Origin of the sequence: Clostridium sp. 1001275B_160808_H3, assembly GCF_015550425.1 — a bacterium.
Lineage (GTDB): Bacteria > Bacillota > Clostridia > Clostridiales > Clostridiaceae > Clostridium.
This window is the reverse complement of record NZ_JADNAT010000006.1, coordinates 145,801-161,947: the sequence shown is the minus strand read 5'-3', so window position 1 is coordinate 161,947 and position 16,147 is coordinate 145,801. Positions and strand designations below refer to the sequence as shown.

The 16,147-nt window shown below is 29.5% G+C and carries 14 protein-coding genes; all 14 read left to right on the top strand.

The genetic code is table 11. From position 1 onward, the window contains the following. Positions 1 to 7: 7 nt before the first annotated feature. The 14 genes from alaS (at position 8) to I2A75_RS06580 (ending at position 15,595) form a co-directional block, all read left to right on the top strand. Positions 8 to 2,647, top strand: a complete 2,640-nt coding sequence (alaS, locus tag I2A75_RS06645) for an alanine--tRNA ligase (RefSeq protein WP_195263688.1) — start codon at positions 8 to 10, stop codon at positions 2,645 to 2,647. Between the two features lie 159 nt (positions 2,648 to 2,806). Then, positions 2,807 to 3,064: an IreB family regulatory phosphoprotein gene (locus tag I2A75_RS06640; RefSeq protein WP_008678270.1), complete on the top strand. Its 258-nt coding sequence runs from the start codon at positions 2,807 to 2,809 to the stop codon at positions 3,062 to 3,064. A 47-nt stretch (positions 3,065 to 3,111) separates the two neighbouring features. Then, on the top strand, positions 3,112 to 3,528 hold the full coding sequence (gene ruvX, locus I2A75_RS06635; protein ID WP_195263687.1) for a Holliday junction resolvase RuvX: 417 nt from the start codon (positions 3,112 to 3,114) through the stop codon (positions 3,526 to 3,528). An 80-nt stretch (positions 3,529 to 3,608) separates the two neighbouring features. Further along, positions 3,609 to 3,884, top strand: a complete 276-nt coding sequence (locus I2A75_RS06630; RefSeq protein WP_195263686.1) for a DUF1292 domain-containing protein — start codon at positions 3,609 to 3,611, stop codon at positions 3,882 to 3,884. Positions 3,885 to 3,919: 35 nt separating this feature from the next. Further along, the gene (locus I2A75_RS06625) at positions 3,920 to 4,387 is read left to right on the top strand and encodes a Fur family transcriptional regulator (RefSeq protein ID WP_195263685.1); all 468 of its coding nucleotides are present in this window, start codon (positions 3,920 to 3,922) and stop codon (positions 4,385 to 4,387) included. A 75-nt stretch (positions 4,388 to 4,462) separates the two neighbouring features. Continuing rightward, positions 4,463 to 6,130, top strand: a complete 1,668-nt coding sequence (locus I2A75_RS06620; protein ID WP_195263684.1) for a ribonuclease J — start codon at positions 4,463 to 4,465, stop codon at positions 6,128 to 6,130. A gap of 151 nt (positions 6,131 to 6,281) precedes the next feature. Continuing rightward, a complete protein-coding gene (gene typA, locus I2A75_RS06615; RefSeq protein WP_195263683.1) occupies positions 6,282 to 8,108 on the top strand; it encodes a translational GTPase TypA in 1,827 nt (608 codons plus the stop codon). 96 nt (positions 8,109 to 8,204) lie between these two features. Beyond that, positions 8,205 to 9,212, top strand: a complete 1,008-nt coding sequence (gene mltG / locus I2A75_RS06610; RefSeq protein WP_195263682.1) for an endolytic transglycosylase MltG — start codon at positions 8,205 to 8,207, stop codon at positions 9,210 to 9,212. A gap of 48 nt (positions 9,213 to 9,260) precedes the next feature. Then, positions 9,261 to 9,905, top strand: coding sequence for an O-methyltransferase (locus tag I2A75_RS06605; RefSeq protein WP_195263681.1), 645 nt, complete (start codon positions 9,261 to 9,263; stop codon positions 9,903 to 9,905). Positions 9,906 to 9,909: 4 nt separating this feature from the next. Beyond that, positions 9,910 to 11,145: a U32 family peptidase gene (locus I2A75_RS06600; protein WP_195263680.1), complete on the top strand. Its 1,236-nt coding sequence runs from the start codon at positions 9,910 to 9,912 to the stop codon at positions 11,143 to 11,145. Between the two features lie 21 nt (positions 11,146 to 11,166). After that, positions 11,167 to 11,784 carry a uridine kinase gene (udk, locus tag I2A75_RS06595; RefSeq protein WP_195263679.1) on the top strand — a complete coding sequence of 206 codons (618 nt, stop codon included), beginning with the start codon at positions 11,167 to 11,169 and terminating at the stop codon, positions 11,782 to 11,784. Between the two features lie 64 nt (positions 11,785 to 11,848). Beyond that, positions 11,849 to 13,462 (top strand): penicillin-binding transpeptidase domain-containing protein, encoded by a 1,614-nt coding sequence (locus I2A75_RS06590; protein WP_195263678.1) that lies wholly within the window; start codon positions 11,849 to 11,851, stop codon positions 13,460 to 13,462. 264 nt (positions 13,463 to 13,726) lie between these two features. Then, complete coding sequence (sigK, locus tag I2A75_RS06585; RefSeq protein ID WP_008678288.1) at positions 13,727 to 14,422, top strand: RNA polymerase sporulation sigma factor SigK; 696 nt, start codon at positions 13,727 to 13,729, stop codon at positions 14,420 to 14,422. A gap of 117 nt (positions 14,423 to 14,539) precedes the next feature. Then, on the top strand, positions 14,540 to 15,595 hold the full coding sequence (locus I2A75_RS06580; RefSeq protein ID WP_195263677.1) for a type IV pilus twitching motility protein PilT: 1,056 nt from the start codon (positions 14,540 to 14,542) through the stop codon (positions 15,593 to 15,595). Positions 15,596 to 16,147: the final 552 nt, after the last annotated feature.

The window sequence follows — 16,147 nt, the reverse complement described above, 5'->3', positions numbered from 1 at the left end:
AATATATATGAAGTTCATGGGAACAAACGAGCTTAGAGAAGCTTATTTAAGATTTTTTGAATCAAAAGATCACTTAAGATTAGAGAGTTTTCCTCTAGTCCCTAAAAATGATAAATCTTTATTATTAATAAATGCAGGTATGGCACCTCTTAAGCCATATTTCACTGGCTTACAAGAGCCACCAAGAAAAAGAATAACTACTTGCCAAAAGTGCATAAGAACAGGAGATATAGAAAATGTAGGTAAGACTTCAAGACATGGTACATTCTTTGAAATGCTTGGGAACTTCTCATTTGGAGATTATTTTAAAGAAGAAATTATTCCTTGGGCTTGGGAGTTCATAACTGAAACTCTTCAAATTCCAAAAGATAAATTATACGTAACAATATATTTAGAAGATGATGAAGCTTATGATATTTGGTGTAAAAAGACAAATGTAGATCCAAATAGGATATTTAGATTAGGAAAAGATGATAACTTCTGGGAAATAGGTGTTGGCCCATGTGGACCATGTACAGAAATTCATTATGATAGAGGCGAGGGTGTAATTACAAATGTAGATGACTTTGTAAAAGCAAGTGATGAAGATAGAGTAGTTGAGTTTTGGAATCTTGTATTTACTCAATTTGATAAGGATGAAGAAGGAAATTACAATAAATTAGCAAATCCTAATATAGACACAGGAATGGGACTTGAAAGAATTGCAACTATAATGCAAGGTGTAGATAATATATTTGAAATAGATACAGTTAAAAATATTTTAAATAAAGTATCAGAGCTTTCAGGAGTAAAATATGGGGAAGATAAGCTTAAAGACATTTCTTTAAGAATAATAACAGATCATGTTAAATCTGTAACTATGCTAATTTCTGATGGTGTTCAACCAAGTAATGAAGGTAGAGGATATGTATTAAGAAGACTTTTAAGAAGAGCAGCTAGACATGGAAGATTACTTGGTATAAAGGGATTATTCTTAACTGAAATAGTTCAATCAGTAGTTGAAAACTATAGTGGTGCGTATCCAATGCTTATAGAAAATAAAGAATATATAGAAAGAATAGTTTCACTAGAAGAAGAAAGATTTAATGAAACAATAGATTCAGGAATGAACATATTAAATGACTATATAGAAGATATGGAATCTTCTAATGAAAAAACTTTAAAGGGTGAAAAAGCATTTAAACTATATGATACTTATGGATTCCCTATAGAGTTAACAGAAGAAATCTTAGAAGAAAAAGGCATGAATGTTGATCACGAAGCATTTAGAAAAGAAATGGATGAGCAAAGACAAAGAGCAAGAAGTGCAAGAGGGGAATCATCATATATGGGAAGCGATGAAAGCCCAATTAATAAGATAGAAGCTTCAATAAATACTGAGTTTATTGGATATAGCAATGTTGAAGTAGATTCTAAAATTCTTGTTTTAGCTAATGATAATGAGTTTGTAGATGAATTGTCAAAAGGTGAAAAGGGATATATAGTTACTGAAAAAACACCTTTTTATGCTGAAATGGGTGGTCAAGTAGGTGACAAAGGTATTATAAAAACTTCTTCTGGAGAAGCTTGTGTCTATGATACTAAGAAAAATGTTGGTGGAAAAACTATTCATTATGTTAAAGTTTTAGATGGAACAATAAAGATAAATGAAGTGGCAAATCTAAAGATAGATGTTTTAAGAAGAAATAATATAACTAAGAATCATACTGCTACACATATGCTACATGAGGCGTTAAAACAAGTTGTAGGTAAGCATGTAAATCAAGCAGGTTCATATGTTGATGATGAAAGATTAAGATTTGACTTTGCTCACTTTCAAGGGTTAACAGAAGATGAAATAGAAAAGGTAGAAGAGTTAGTTAACAAAAAGATAATGGAAGTATTTAATGTTAATACAAATCTTATGACTTTAGATGAAGCAAGAGAATCAGGTGCAATGGCTTTATTTGATGATAAATATGGAGATAAGGTTAGAGTTGTAAGTGTTGGAGAATTCTCAAAGGAACTTTGTGGAGGTACTCACGTTAATAACTCAGGAGAAATTGGATTATTTAAAATAATAAATGAAGCAGGTGTTGCTGCTGGAATAAGAAGAATAGAAGCAGTGTCAGGATTAAATGCTATAAAATATATGGAAGAAAAGCAAAGACTCCTAAAAGAAGCATGTAGTGCTTTAAAATGTAGTGAAAAAGATGTATTAAAGAAGATAGCTTCACAAGGTGTTGAAATTAAAGAAAAAGAAAAAGAAATTTTAGAGCTTAAGAGCAAGTTAACAAGCGGTGTCGAAGATGATATTTTAGCCTCAGTTAAAGAAGTAAATGGTGTAAAAGTAGTAGCTTATGGTGTAGAAGGAATAGATGGAAATGCATTAAGAGACTTAGGAGATAAAATGAGAAATAAACTTTCAAGTGGAGTTGTTGTCTTATTAAGTAATGTAGGTGGAAAAGTTAATGTGGTTTCTATGGCTACTAAGGATGTTTTAGAAAAAGGTATTCATTGTGGAAAGATAATTAAAGAGGTTGCTGCAGTAGTAGGCGGAGGCGGCGGTGGAAGACCGGATATGGCTCAAGCTGGCGGTAAGAATCCAGAAAATATCAAATCTGCAATTGAAAAAACATACGTAGTAGTAGAATCTTTAATAAAATAATCTTTAGTAAAATAGTGTACTTTTATAATTATATGGTTTATAATATAATTAAATTAAGTAAACCCGTGAATAGAATTTTTAAAATAAGAGATAATATTATTAGGGATACTGTTAAACTAAATATAAGTAAGGGGGTGAGCTGCAAATAGCAGCAGTTGTATGAATAATAACTTAGATCAAACAATGCAATTTAATTTAAACATCAACAAAGAGGATTTAACAAAGTCAATATTGACAGATGTTTACAATGCGTTACAGGAGAAAGGTTATAATCCGATAAATCAGTTAGTTGGATATCTTATTTCAGGGGACCCTTCTTACATCACAAGCTACAACGGAGCAAGAGCTTTACTAAGAAAACTTGAAAGAGATGAAATTCTTGAGGAAGTTATAAAATCTTATTTAGAAATAAAATAAAGAGTGCCCGTTAAATCGGGCACTCTTTAATGTTTAAGGAGATAAATATGAGAATACTAGGTTTAGATGTTGGATCTAAAACTATAGGTGTTGCAATAAGTGATCCTTTAGGTTGGACTGCACAGGGAATTACTACTATAAGAAGGACTAAAAGAGAGCAGGATATAGAAGAAATCAAAAAAATATGTAAAGAATATTCTGTTGAAACTATAGTAATAGGTTTACCTAAAAATATGAATGGGACTATAGGGGAATCAGGAGAAAGAGTACTAGAACTTTCAGAGATAATAAAAGAAGCTACAGGTATAAAAATTGAGATGTGGGATGAAAGACTTACTACTGTAGCTGCTCATAAGGCGATGCTTGAAGCGGACTTATCAAGGGGAAAAAGAAAGAAAATAGTTGATAAAATAGCAGCTACTTATATACTACAAGGATATTTAGATAGGCTTAGTATGAAATAATTAATTCATTTCCAATTGAAAATTATTATTGACAACCATTAAGGTAAAAATTACAATTATAAAAAAAGGAGAGAAAATTTATGGATAAGGATTTAAAACAATTAGAATTATATGATGAAGATGGAAAATTAGTAAAGTTAAATGTTGTTGCATTTTTTGATATGGTAAATCCAGATACAGAAGAAAAAAGTGAATATGTTATAGTTTATGATGATGATTATACTGAAGATGATATATTTGCTTTAAAGGTAGGAGTAGATGAAGACGGAGATGATCTATTAATACCTATAGATGACGAAGTTGAATTAGCAGCCGTTCAAGAAGCTTATGATACTATTTTTGCTGATGAAGAATAAAATCTAACTAAGAAAAAAGGAAAGGGGTGTTGTTTGTGGAACAATCAAATAGTATAGATTTTAATGTTTTAAAAGAAGATTTAAAACAAAAAGGGTATAAATTGACGCCTCAAAGAAGAGCTATAGTTGACACTATTATAGATAAAGAAGGAGAACATTTAACTGCAGAAGAAATTTATGATGAAGTTAAAAAGAGTTGTCCTGAGATTGGTTTAGCTACAGTATATAGAACTATAATTTTGTTAGAAGAATTAGGTGTAATCTGTAAGCTGGATTTAAATGATGGTTGTAGTAGATATGAATTAGTTCGTAAAGATGAGGGGCATAGACACCATCACTTAGTTTGTAATGAATGCAAAAGCGTTATTGAGGTTCAGGATGATTTATTAGATGAACTTGAAGAAGAAGTTGAAAGATCATATGGTTTTAAAATTGTAGACCATAGTGTTAAATTCTTTGGTGTTTGTAGAAAATGCCAAAGCAAAATGGATAACAATAAATAAGATAAATAAGGGAAATCCTCTCTATGGAGATGACAACCTTTGTAATACATATTTTAGGAAGAAGGAGGGGACATATTGAAAAACGAGAAGGCAAAAGTTAAGATTATTCCTTTAGGTGGGATAAATGAAATAGGTAAAAATATAACTGCAATAGAATATAAAAATGATATAGTAGTTATAGATTGCGGCTTGAAATTCCCAGATGAAGATATGTTCGGTATTGACTTAGTAATACCAGATATTAGTTATTTATTAAAAAATAAAGATAAGATAAGAGGGATATTTTTAACTCATGGGCACGAGGACCATATAGGTGCATTACCTTATGTTTTAAAACAATTAGATGTACCTGTATATGGAACAAAATTAACTCTTGGAATTGTTGAAACTAAGCTTAAGGAGCACGGATTATTAAGTTCAACAGAATTAATAAGAGTTAAACCAAGAGATGTAATTAAATTAAACTCAGTTTCAGTAGAGTTTATAAAAACAAATCATTCTATTGCAGATTCAGTTGCAATAGCAATACACACTCCACTTGGGGTAGTTTTACACACAGGAGATTTTAAAATTGACTACACTCCTATAGATGGAGAACCAATGGATTTTGCAAGATTTGCTGAAATTGGTAAAAGAGGTGTGTTAGCAATGATGGCTGATTCAACAAATGTTGAAAAGCCAGGATACACTATGTCTGAAAAAGTAGTAGGTGAAAGTTTTGCAAGATTATTTTCGAAAGCAAAAGGTAGAATTATCGTTGCAACATTTGCATCTAATGTACACAGAATACAACAAATAATTGATGCAGCAAGTATGCATGGAAGAAAAGTTGCAGTATCAGGAAGAAGTATGGAAAATATAGTAGCTGTAGCTGCGGAACTTGGATATTTAGAATTTGAAAAAGATATTTTGGTCAGCATAGATCAAATCAACAAGTACACAAATGACAAAGTAGTAATTATAACTACAGGTAGTCAAGGTGAACCAATGTCAGCACTTGCAAGAATGGCAAGTTCAGAGCATAGAAAGGTTAACATTGTAGAAGGTGATACTGTAATAATCTCTGCAACGCCAATTCCTGGAAATGAAAAATTGGTTTCTAAGGTTATAAATCAATTATTCCAAAAGGGTGCTGAAGTTATATATAAATCATTAGCTGAAATTCATGTATCTGGGCATGCGTGTCAAGAAGAATTGAAGTTAATGCAATGTTTAGTAAAACCAAAGTTCTTTATACCAGTTCATGGTGAATATAGACACTTAAAGCAACATGGTGAGCTAGCAATATCTTTAGGTATGCCAGAACAAAATGTTATAATTCCTGAAAATGGTGGAGTTATAGAAGTTAATAGAAGTAGTATTAGAAGAAATGGATCTGTAAATTCAGGTCAAGTCTTTGTTGATGGATTAGGTGTTGGAGACGTTGGAAATATTGTTTTAAGAGATAGAAAACATTTATCTCAAGATGGTATTTTAACTGTTGTAGTAACCTTATCAAAAGAGAATAATTCAGTTATTGCAGGACCTGATATAATATCTAGAGGGTTTGTTTATGTTAGAGAATCTGAGGGATTAATGGACGAGGCTAAAGAAATAGTTAAGGATGCTCTAAGACAGTGTGAAGAAAATAATATAACTGATTGGGCAAGCTTAAAGTCTAAAGTAAGAGATGAACTAAGAGGATATCTATATGAAAAGACAAAAAGAAAACCTATGATATTACCAATAATAATGGAAATATAATCTGTAAGGTTGACATTTTGCAATAATAATCTTAGAATGGAATATAGTCTAAGATATAAATTTTAAAAAAAATTGGATACAGGTGTATCCAATTTTATTTTGGGAAAAATAAGTTATAGGTTTACATTAAAAATATACTGGAGGAAATTAAATGAATTTAATAAGTAGAGATGATATAAGAAATATAGCTATAATAGCTCACGTTGACCATGGTAAGACTACACTTGTAGATGCTTTATTAAAAGAGAGTCACGTTTTTAGAAACAATGAAAAAGTAGAAGAAAGAGTAATGGATTCAAATGATTTAGAAAAAGAAAGAGGAATTACAATTCTTTCTAAAAATACAGCTATTATGTACAATGGGGTTAAAATAAATGTAGTAGATACTCCAGGGCATGCTGACTTCGGTGGAGAAGTTGAACGTGTACTTAAGATGGTAGACTCTGTTTTATTAGTAGTTGATTCTTACGAAGGCCCAATGCCTCAAACTAAGTTTGTTTTAAAGAAGGCATTAGAACTTGGATTACAACCTATAGTTGTTATAAATAAGATAGACAAACCAAATGCAAGACCAGAAGAAGTAATTGATGAAGTATTTGAATTATTCCTAGAGCTTGGAGCAGATGATGAACAATTAGATTTCCAAATAATCTATGCATCTGCAAGAGAAGGATTTGCAAGATATAATGTTGAGGATACAAATACTGATATGGTTCCATTATTTGAAACTATATTAGAAAATGTAGAACCTCCAAAGGGATATATAGATGGACCTTTCCAAATGCTTGTAACTACATTAGATACAAATGAATATGTAGGAAGAATAGCTATTGGTAAAATACATAGAGGAACCGTTAAAAAGAATCAACAAGTTGCTTTAGTAAGAAAAGACGGTAGTACAACAAATTATAGGGTTTCAAGTATATTTACATATAACGGATTAAATAGAGAAGATGCTCAAGAAGCTTCACTTGGAGATATAATTGCATTAAGTGGTATTCCTGATTGTAATATAGGGGAAACTATAGCAGATGCCCAAGAACCTGAAGCTCTACCATTTGTTGAAATAGATGAACCTACATTAAGTATGAACTTTATGGTTAATGATTCTCCTTTTGCAGGTAGAGAAGGTGAATTTGTTACATCAAGACATTTAAGAGATAGATTATTAAAAGAATTAGAAACAAACGTAAGTTTAAAAGTTAATGAAGTATCTTCAGATTGCTTCGAAGTTTCAGGAAGAGGGGAACTACACTTATCTATTCTTATTGAAACAATGAGAAGAGAAGGTTATGAATTCCAGGTTTCAAAAGCCAATGTTATCTTTAAAGAAGAAAATGGTAAAAAGTTAGAACCTATGGAGTACTTAACTATAGACGTTCCAGAAGAATTTATGGGACCTGTTATGGAAAAATTAGGACCAAGAAAAGCTGAAATGGTAAATATGACTTCAGCAGTAAATGGTTATACAAGATTAGAGTTTGTTGTTCCAGCAAGAGGTTTAATTGGATTTAGAAGTGAATTCATGACTGATACAAAAGGTAATGGTATAATGAACCACGTATTCCATGGATATGATAAATATAAAGGAGAAATTCCAGGAAGAAGTAGAGGATCAATATGTTCATTTGAAGATGGTGATGCAATAACATATGGCCTATTTAATGCACAAGAAAGAGGAACATTATTTATTGGAGCTGGAATTCCTGTATATCAAGGAATGATAGTTGGTGAATGTTCAAGAGCAGAAGATATAGATATAAACGTATGTAAAGGTAAAAAGTTAACTAATACTAGAGCATCAGGATCAGATGATGCACTTAAGCTAACACCACCAAGACCAATGTCATTAGAACAATGTCTTGAATTTATTAATGCAGATGAATTAGTTGAAGTTACACCTGAAAATATAAGAATGAGAAAAAGAGTATTAGATGCAGCTGAAAGAAGAAGAATATCAAGTAGAAGTAAAAAATAATAAATGAAATAAAATCTCTTTATAAGTATAAAAAAAAGTATTATAATAAAGTAAATAGCCATAATAGGCTATTTACTTTATATGTAGGGGGTTTTTATGAGAAAATTTAAATCCAAAACAATTCCCATAATAATAATTTTAATACTAATTATAAGTTTGTTTGTTTTATTTAAAAGAGTAATAAATAAACCATTAAACACTTCAGAAGACATAGTTATCAATGTACAAGAAGGGGATAGTTTTTATAGTATAATAAATACTTTAGCAAAAGAAAAAAAAATTAAAAGTCTGCCGCTTATTAAATTGTTTGTTAAGGTTTCAGGAAAAAACATAGATGTGAAACCAGGTGAATATGTGTTACAAAAAGATTTAAGTGTTAATGAATTAATAAATAAATTAACTAATGAATCGTCACTAAATATAGTGAAGTTTACAGTTCCTGAAGGATATACAATAGATGACATAAGTGAGGAAATGGAAAGACAAGGAATATGTAGTAAAGAGGATTTTATTAAAGCTATAAAAGAATATGAGTTGCCGTCATTTGTAAAAATAAATAGTGAAAAAAGATATAATTTAGAAGGATATTTATTTCCAGATACATATTTAATAAAAGTTGGAGAAACACCTAAAGAAATAATTACAAAAATGGTTTCAAGATTTAAAGAAATTCTTAATAAAGCAATGGAAGAAACAAATACAAATATTGAGGATGAAGATATTGAAACTGTAATAACAATTGCATCAATGATTGAGAAAGAAGCAATAGTTCATTCTGAAAGGCCTATGATTGCATCTGTAATAATCAATAGACTAAATATTGATATGATGTTACAGATAGATGCAACTGTAATATATGCATTAGGTGAACATGTAGATACAGTATTATATAGTCATTTAGAAACAAATTCTCCATATAATACATATAAAAATTATGGATTACCTGTAGGACCAATCTCTAATCCAGGTTTAGAATCAATAAAAGCTGCACTAAAACCTGATGAAACAGATTATTTATTTTATGTTTTACAAAATGATAAAACCCATTACTTTACTAATAACTATGAAGATTTTATGGAAAAACAAGATGAACTTGGATATTAAGATAAAAACTTAATGTTATAAATTATAGCCGCTATTCGGAGGAGTAATATGAGTGGAATAACCCATGATTATATGGAAGAATATATAAGAAGTTTAATACCTGAAGCTTGTGATAAATACAGAGATTTAGAGGATTTTGCTAAAGAAAACAAGGTTCCAATAGCACAAAAAGAAACAGCTAAATTTCTAGAATTTATGGTTAGTATGAAAAAACCTTTAAGGATTTTAGAACTTGGAACAGCTATAGGATATTCAGCGATATTAATGTATGAAGCTTCAGGTACGAAACCAACTATTACTACTATAGAACGTGATGAAAATATGATAAGATATGCTAGAGAAAATTTTAAAAAGTATAATCTCGAAGGGAAAATAGAGATTAAAGAAGGAGATTGTCTAGAAATTTTAGAGGATTTAAAAGAACCATATGATTTAATATTTATGGATGCTGGCAAAGGTCACTACAATCATTTTTTACCACATTGTTTAAGATTGTTAAAAGATGATGGAATTATAGTAGCAGATAATGTTTTGTTTAGAGGCATGGTTGCATCTAATGAATTAGTAAAAAGACGAAAAATTACAATAGTAAAAAGAATGAGAGAATACTTAGAATTAGTATCTAATGATAAAAATTTAATAACTTCTGTAATACCAATGGGGGATGGAATTGCAGTGACTAAAAGGAGGTAAAAATATGATAAAACCAGAAATTTTAGCACCAGCAGGGAGCCTAGAAAAATTAAAAATTGCAATAGACTTTGGAGCAGACGCAGTATATATAGGTGGAGGAAGGCTTAATTTAAGAGCTTTTTCAGATAACTTCACAAACGAAGAAATGGCAGAAGGTGTAAAATACTGTCATGATAGAGGGAAAAAATTATATGTAACTATGAATGTATTTCCAAGAAACCATGACTTAAAAGGTGTAGAAGAATACATTAAAGGATTATATGATTTAGGTATAGATGCAATTATAGCTGCAGATCCATCAATAGTAATGGCAGCTAAAATAGCAGCACCAGATTTAGAAATACATTTAAGTACTCAAGCTAATACAGTTAACTGGATGGCAACTAAGTTTTGGTATGAACAAGGTGTTAAGAGAGTAGTTTTAGCTAGAGAATTAACTTTAAATGAAATTAATGTAATAAAAGCAAATATACCAGAGGATTGCGAATTAGAAGTATTCATACATGGTTCAATGTGTATTGCATATTCAGGTAGATGTCTTATTTCAAATTATATGTTAGGCAGAGATGCTAACAAGGGAATATGTTCAAATGCATGCAGATATAAGTATTATTTAGTTGAAGAAACTAGACCAGGCGAATATTATCCAGTTGTAGAAGATGATAATGGTACATATATAATGAATTCAAAAGATTTATGTATGATAAAGCATATACCAGAACTTATTAAGAGCGGGATTCATTCATTAAAAATAGAAGGAAGAATGAAGAGTGAATTTTATGTAGCTTCAGTTGTTAAAGCATATAGAGAAGCTGTTGATTCATATATGGCAAATCCTGAAGGCTATGAATTTAAGCAAGAATGGATGGATACATTATTAAAAATAAGTCATAGACAATATCATACAGGTTTCTTCTTTGGCAAGACTGGAGAACAAAATTATGATGTGTCATCTTATGTTAGAGATTATGATATAGTAGGTATTGTTCAAAGTTATGATCCTGAAACTAAAGAAGCAACTATCCTTCAAAAAAATAGAGTTTTTGAAGGAGATGAAGTTGAAGTTTTAAGAGCTCATACACCTAATTTCAATGTAAAACTTGAAGAAATGTTTGATGTGGAGAAAGATGTTAAAACTAATGTTGCGAATAGAGCACATATGATATTTAAAGCTAAAGTTGAGACTCCATTAAAAGAAAAAGATATGTTAATTAAAGGTAAGAAAGTTTTAGAGCTATAGACATAAGAAGGAGGAACTATAATGAAAAAGCCAATCTTAATTGGAATAACTGGGGGAACAGGATCTGGTAAAAGTAGCATTGCAGATGCCATATATTCAAGTTTTTCTAATGAATGTATAGTAATGATACAACAAGATATGTATTATAAAGATCAAAGTCATTTATCTATGGAAGAAAGGGTAAAAACAAATTATGATCATCCAAGGGCATTTGATAATGATTTGCTAATTAAACATTTAAGCGATTTAATGAATGGAATTGCTATCGATAAGCCTATTTATGATTTTTCAAATCATAATAGAGCTAAAGAAACAGTAAGGATAGAGCCTAAAGATATCATAATCGTTGAAGGTATATTGGTATTAGAAGATGAAAGACTTAGAGAGCTGTTAGATATAAAGGTATATGTTGATACTGATGCTGATATAAGAATCCTTAGAAGATTAGTTAGAGATATTAATGAAAGAGGAAGAACTGTAGATTCAGTTATTAGTCAATATTTAGATGTTGTTAGACCTATGCATATGCAATTTACAGAACCAACAAAAAGATACGCAGATATTATAGTTCCAGAAGGTGGACAGAATAAAGTTGCAATTGATATACTTGTGACTAAAATAAAAGATATAATAAAATAGAAAAAAATGTATAGAAAACACCTCTAAAGGCTAGAATTAAGCCTAGGGAGGTGTTTTTTTAATAATGAATAAAAATAGAGTGAATTTAAAAAGAGTTATAATAATAATGGGGAGTTACTTAATAATTATATCTTTATTGATTGTAAGATTATACTTTCTTCAGATACATCCATCATCCAATGTTTCGGGACAAATGCAAAATTACCAATCAGAAAATCTATCTCAGATGAAATATAGAATTTTCGATACTAATGGAAAGGACATGATGGATTATAATAAAAAATATATAGTAATATTAGATACTAAGCCTTTTATGCTTAATAACTATGAAGAGACATTAGAAGATTTAATGGCCTTAAATTTTATCATGAAATCTGAAGAGCCTGATTTTAACTATTCAGATGTTATGAAAAATGATGGTAAAATATACTATAATGTTAGTGAGGAAACTTTTAATAAAGTAAATAAATTAAAGAATATAAAAGGAATATATACCTATACATATGATGAAGTTGATACTAAAGAAGCTTGGAAGACAAGTAATTTTTTAGCTAATATATCTGATGAAAATGTTATTGAAGGATCACTAGAATACGATTTAAATTCTTATATAAAAAATAATACTTATCCAGAAGCTAAATTTTATTTAGATGAAAAAGCTATTTATGGAGATGGGGAGCTAACTTTAGAAAATAATAATAATATTAAACTAACTGTAGATGAAACTTGGGAAGATAAAGTTAGGGAAGTACTTAAAAAAGAGGATTATGCATTTTTAAAAAATGTTGGCGTAGTAGTATCTGATGTTGAAACAGGGAAGATAAAAGCTATGGTTCAGAAGGATGAAACTCAAGCTAATGTAGATTTAGGAATAGAGCAATTAGGCTATGAACCAGGGTCAATATTTAAAGTAATAACAGAAACCATTGCATTAGATAAAGGTATTATAAGTCCAACAGATGTTTTTTCTTGTACTGGTGAGATTTGTAGCAAGAATGGCAAACCTTATGGTCATGGCGATTTATCAGTAGAGGATGCACTAAAAGTATCATGTAATGATATTTTTGCAAAAGTAGGGGCAAAAGTTGGCTATGATGAAATGATGACTTACTTAGAAAAGATGGGATTATTTAAACCAGTTTTAAACTTAAAAGGTGAAAATAGAAATGAAGCTTCAGGAGTAAAGCCTACTTTAGAAAATAGTATGAATAATATTTCAATAGGTCAAACTATAATGGTTACTCCAGTACAAATGGCTGGATTATATAATACAGTAGTTAATGATGGAGTTTATATAAAGCCTACTATAGTTGAGTCAATAGTAGATGATAATGATAATATTGTAAAAGAATTTAAAGAAGAGCAGGTAAGGGTATTCAGTCAAACTGCTGCAAGACTAGCTCAGGAAACTATGTCTAAAGTAATTTGGGAAGGTTCAGGGTTTGAAGCTAAGGTAGAAGGTGTTAATATTGGAGGTAAAACTGGTACATCAACAGGTAATGGTGGTACTAATCATGGGTGGTTTGCTGGATATTTTGAAATGGATGGCAAAAAGTATACTATAGTGGTTATTGCCCCTAATATCGGAGAAAAACATCCAGATGGAAGAGAACTTGGAGGAGGAAATACTGGAGCTCCTATATTTAGAGATATAGTTACATCATTAACTAAGAAATAAGAAGCTTAATTTTAATAAAAAAATATAAAATTATTATAAATAATAAAACTGTTATAAAATCTGTGTTGATTTTATAACAGTTTTTATTTTATGAGATAATATGATTTTATAAGTTGTATTATATATGGATATAAAAAATTAATAATAATGAAAAATGACTCATATAACAATATAAAAAAATATTCCAACTTTATTTTAAGAAACACAAGCAATATTTTCGGATTTCATCATATTATATAATAAGCACTACGAGGAGGAAGTTCTGTGTTTTTTTTATCTAATATTATAGAGCTGTTATGTAATTCTGTATTTTTAACAGGATATATTTCAGGCAATAATACATTTCCAAAACCACTTGATGAAGAAGAAGAAGAGCAATATTTAAAACTTTTAAAAAATGGGGACAAAGAAGCAAAAAGTATATTAATAGAAAGAAATCTTAGATTAGTAGCACATATAGTAAAAAAATATAATTTCCCAAATAAAGACATTGACGAACTAATATCTATAGGAACTGTTGGGCTTATAAAGGCAATAGATTCATTTGATGCATCAAAAGGAACTAGATTAGCGACTTATGCATCAAGATGTATAGAAAATGAAATATTAATGCTTTTTAGAAATAATAAAAAACAAAAAAATGAAGTTTATTTACAGGATCCTATTGGAGTTGATAAAGAAGGAAATGAAATTTGCTTAATTGATGTCTTAAGTAGTGAAAAAGATTCTGTTTTAGAAAAAGTTGAAAGTAACCTTCAAATTAAGCAATTATATAATAAAATATGTGTTTCATTAAGCGAAAGAGAAGGAGAAATTGTGAAAATGAGGTATGGTCTTATTGATGGTAGGTGCAGAACCCAAAGGGAAATAGCAGCATTATTAGGAATATCAAGATCATATGTTTCAAGAATTGAGAAGAAAGCTTTAAAGAAATTGAAAAAAGAATTATCAACAAAATAGTGTTATAAACACATATATCCTATGTTGAAATATTATGTAATATAAAGAAGGAATATGAAAAGTTTTATCGAATAAATTAAAGTAGACATAGTCTAGCAACATGGAGGATATAGAATTATGTATGTGTTGAATGATTTATTAAATGAGACAATAGAAAAGGGTGCATCAGATTTGCACTTGACAGTTGGGTTACCTCCAACTATAAGAGTTAATGGAAGTTTGATCAAATTAGGAACTGAAAAACTAATGCCAAGTGCATTAAGGGATTTTTCAAAAGAAATTTTAGGAGAAAATTTTGAGTTATATAATAAAACTGGTGAAATGGATACATCGTATTCTATTTCTGGAACAGGAAGGTTTAGAGTAAATATATTTAAACAAAGAAACAGTGATGCTATTGCTATTAGAGTAATTGCATTAAAAATACCTAGTTTAGATGAATTAAAGCATCCTAAAGTGATAAAGGATATAATTCAAAAGCAAAGAGGATTAGTATTAGTTACTGGGCCAACAGGAAGTGGCAAAAGTACAACATTAGCAGCCATGATAAATGAAATAAACAATACAAGAGAGGCCCATATTATAACATTAGAGGATCCAATAGAATACCTTCATAAGCATAATAATTGCATTATAAATCAAAGAGAAATAGGAAAAGATAGCAAAAGTTATCAAAGTGCACTAAGAGCTATTTTAAGAGAAGATCCAGATGTTATACTTGTAGGGGAGATGAGAGACCTAGAAACTATTTCAATTGCAATAACTGCAGCAGAGACAGGTCATTTAGTATTCTCCACACTACATACAATAGGAGCTGCTAAAACTATTGATAGAATTATAGATGTTTTTCCACCGCATCAACAGCAACAAATAAGAGTACAATTAGCAGCGGTATTACAAGGTGTTGTATCTCAGCAATTAGTACCAGTTGAAGATAATAAAGGAAGGGTTGCGGCCTTAGAGGTAATGACTACAACACCGGGTATTCAAAATTTGATTAGAGAAGGTAAAACACATCAAATAGAATCAGCAATTCAAACAGGTGGAAAATATGGAATGAAAACTATGGATATGGCGTTAGCAGAATTATATAAAAAGGGAATCATAAGTGGAGAAACTGCATTAACATATTCAGTTGATAGAGATACTATAAAAAGAATAATGATGTTATAAAACAGAGTTTATACTCTGTTTTTTTTATTAAATTTATAAAATAGTATAACTTATTAGAGGAAATTTAGAATCTTTGTTGAATATAAGATTATAAATATTTTTTTATATATTTTAAATGTATTTAACAATAGATAATAAGAAAAGCTTATTATACATGGATAAAGGGAGTGTTATTAAAAGAAGTACGGATGATTTCTTTAAAAATAATCATAATATTAACGAAAAGGTTGAGTTATTTCACTGTAGATGATAAAATATAATTGAATTTTATTAAATTTAATTATAAAAATTATGGTTATATTTATAAAAGTAAATAAAATTTACATTGATTTCTAAATTTTAATAGTAATTAAAAAGAATATAAGTAAAAAATACAAGTGAAAGTCCAAGAATATACATTTATTGTCTTTAAATAACAAAATCTTTCTTATTTAGGATATTAAAGTATTGTTAAAAAGGTACAGTATGATGTAAAATTAATATACGAAGATATATTATTATTGAATTTGAGATTAGTAAATGAATGAAGAGAAGAAACAAAGTAGAAAAATT

Excerpts from the sequence above, each read along its gene's own strand:
- alaS (WP_195263688.1), top strand. The coding sequence starts at position 8 with ATGAAGTTCATGGGAACAAACGAGCTTAGAGAAGCTTATTTAAGATTT.
- I2A75_RS06640 (WP_008678270.1), top strand. The coding sequence starts at position 2,807 with ATGAATAATAACTTAGATCAAACAATGCAATTTAATTTAAACATCAAC.
- ruvX (WP_195263687.1), top strand. The coding sequence starts at position 3,112 with ATGAGAATACTAGGTTTAGATGTTGGATCTAAAACTATAGGTGTTGCA.
- I2A75_RS06630 (WP_195263686.1), top strand. The coding sequence starts at position 3,609 with ATGGATAAGGATTTAAAACAATTAGAATTATATGATGAAGATGGAAAA.
- typA (WP_195263683.1), top strand. The coding sequence starts at position 6,282 with ATGAATTTAATAAGTAGAGATGATATAAGAAATATAGCTATAATAGCT.
- mltG (WP_195263682.1), top strand. The coding sequence starts at position 8,205 with ATGAGAAAATTTAAATCCAAAACAATTCCCATAATAATAATTTTAATA.
- I2A75_RS06605 (WP_195263681.1), top strand. The coding sequence starts at position 9,261 with ATGAGTGGAATAACCCATGATTATATGGAAGAATATATAAGAAGTTTA.
- I2A75_RS06600 (WP_195263680.1), top strand. The coding sequence starts at position 9,910 with ATGATAAAACCAGAAATTTTAGCACCAGCAGGGAGCCTAGAAAAATTA.
- udk (WP_195263679.1), top strand. The coding sequence starts at position 11,167 with ATGAAAAAGCCAATCTTAATTGGAATAACTGGGGGAACAGGATCTGGT.
- I2A75_RS06590 (WP_195263678.1), top strand. The coding sequence starts at position 11,849 with ATGAATAAAAATAGAGTGAATTTAAAAAGAGTTATAATAATAATGGGG.
- I2A75_RS06580 (WP_195263677.1), top strand. The coding sequence starts at position 14,540 with ATGTATGTGTTGAATGATTTATTAAATGAGACAATAGAAAAGGGTGCA.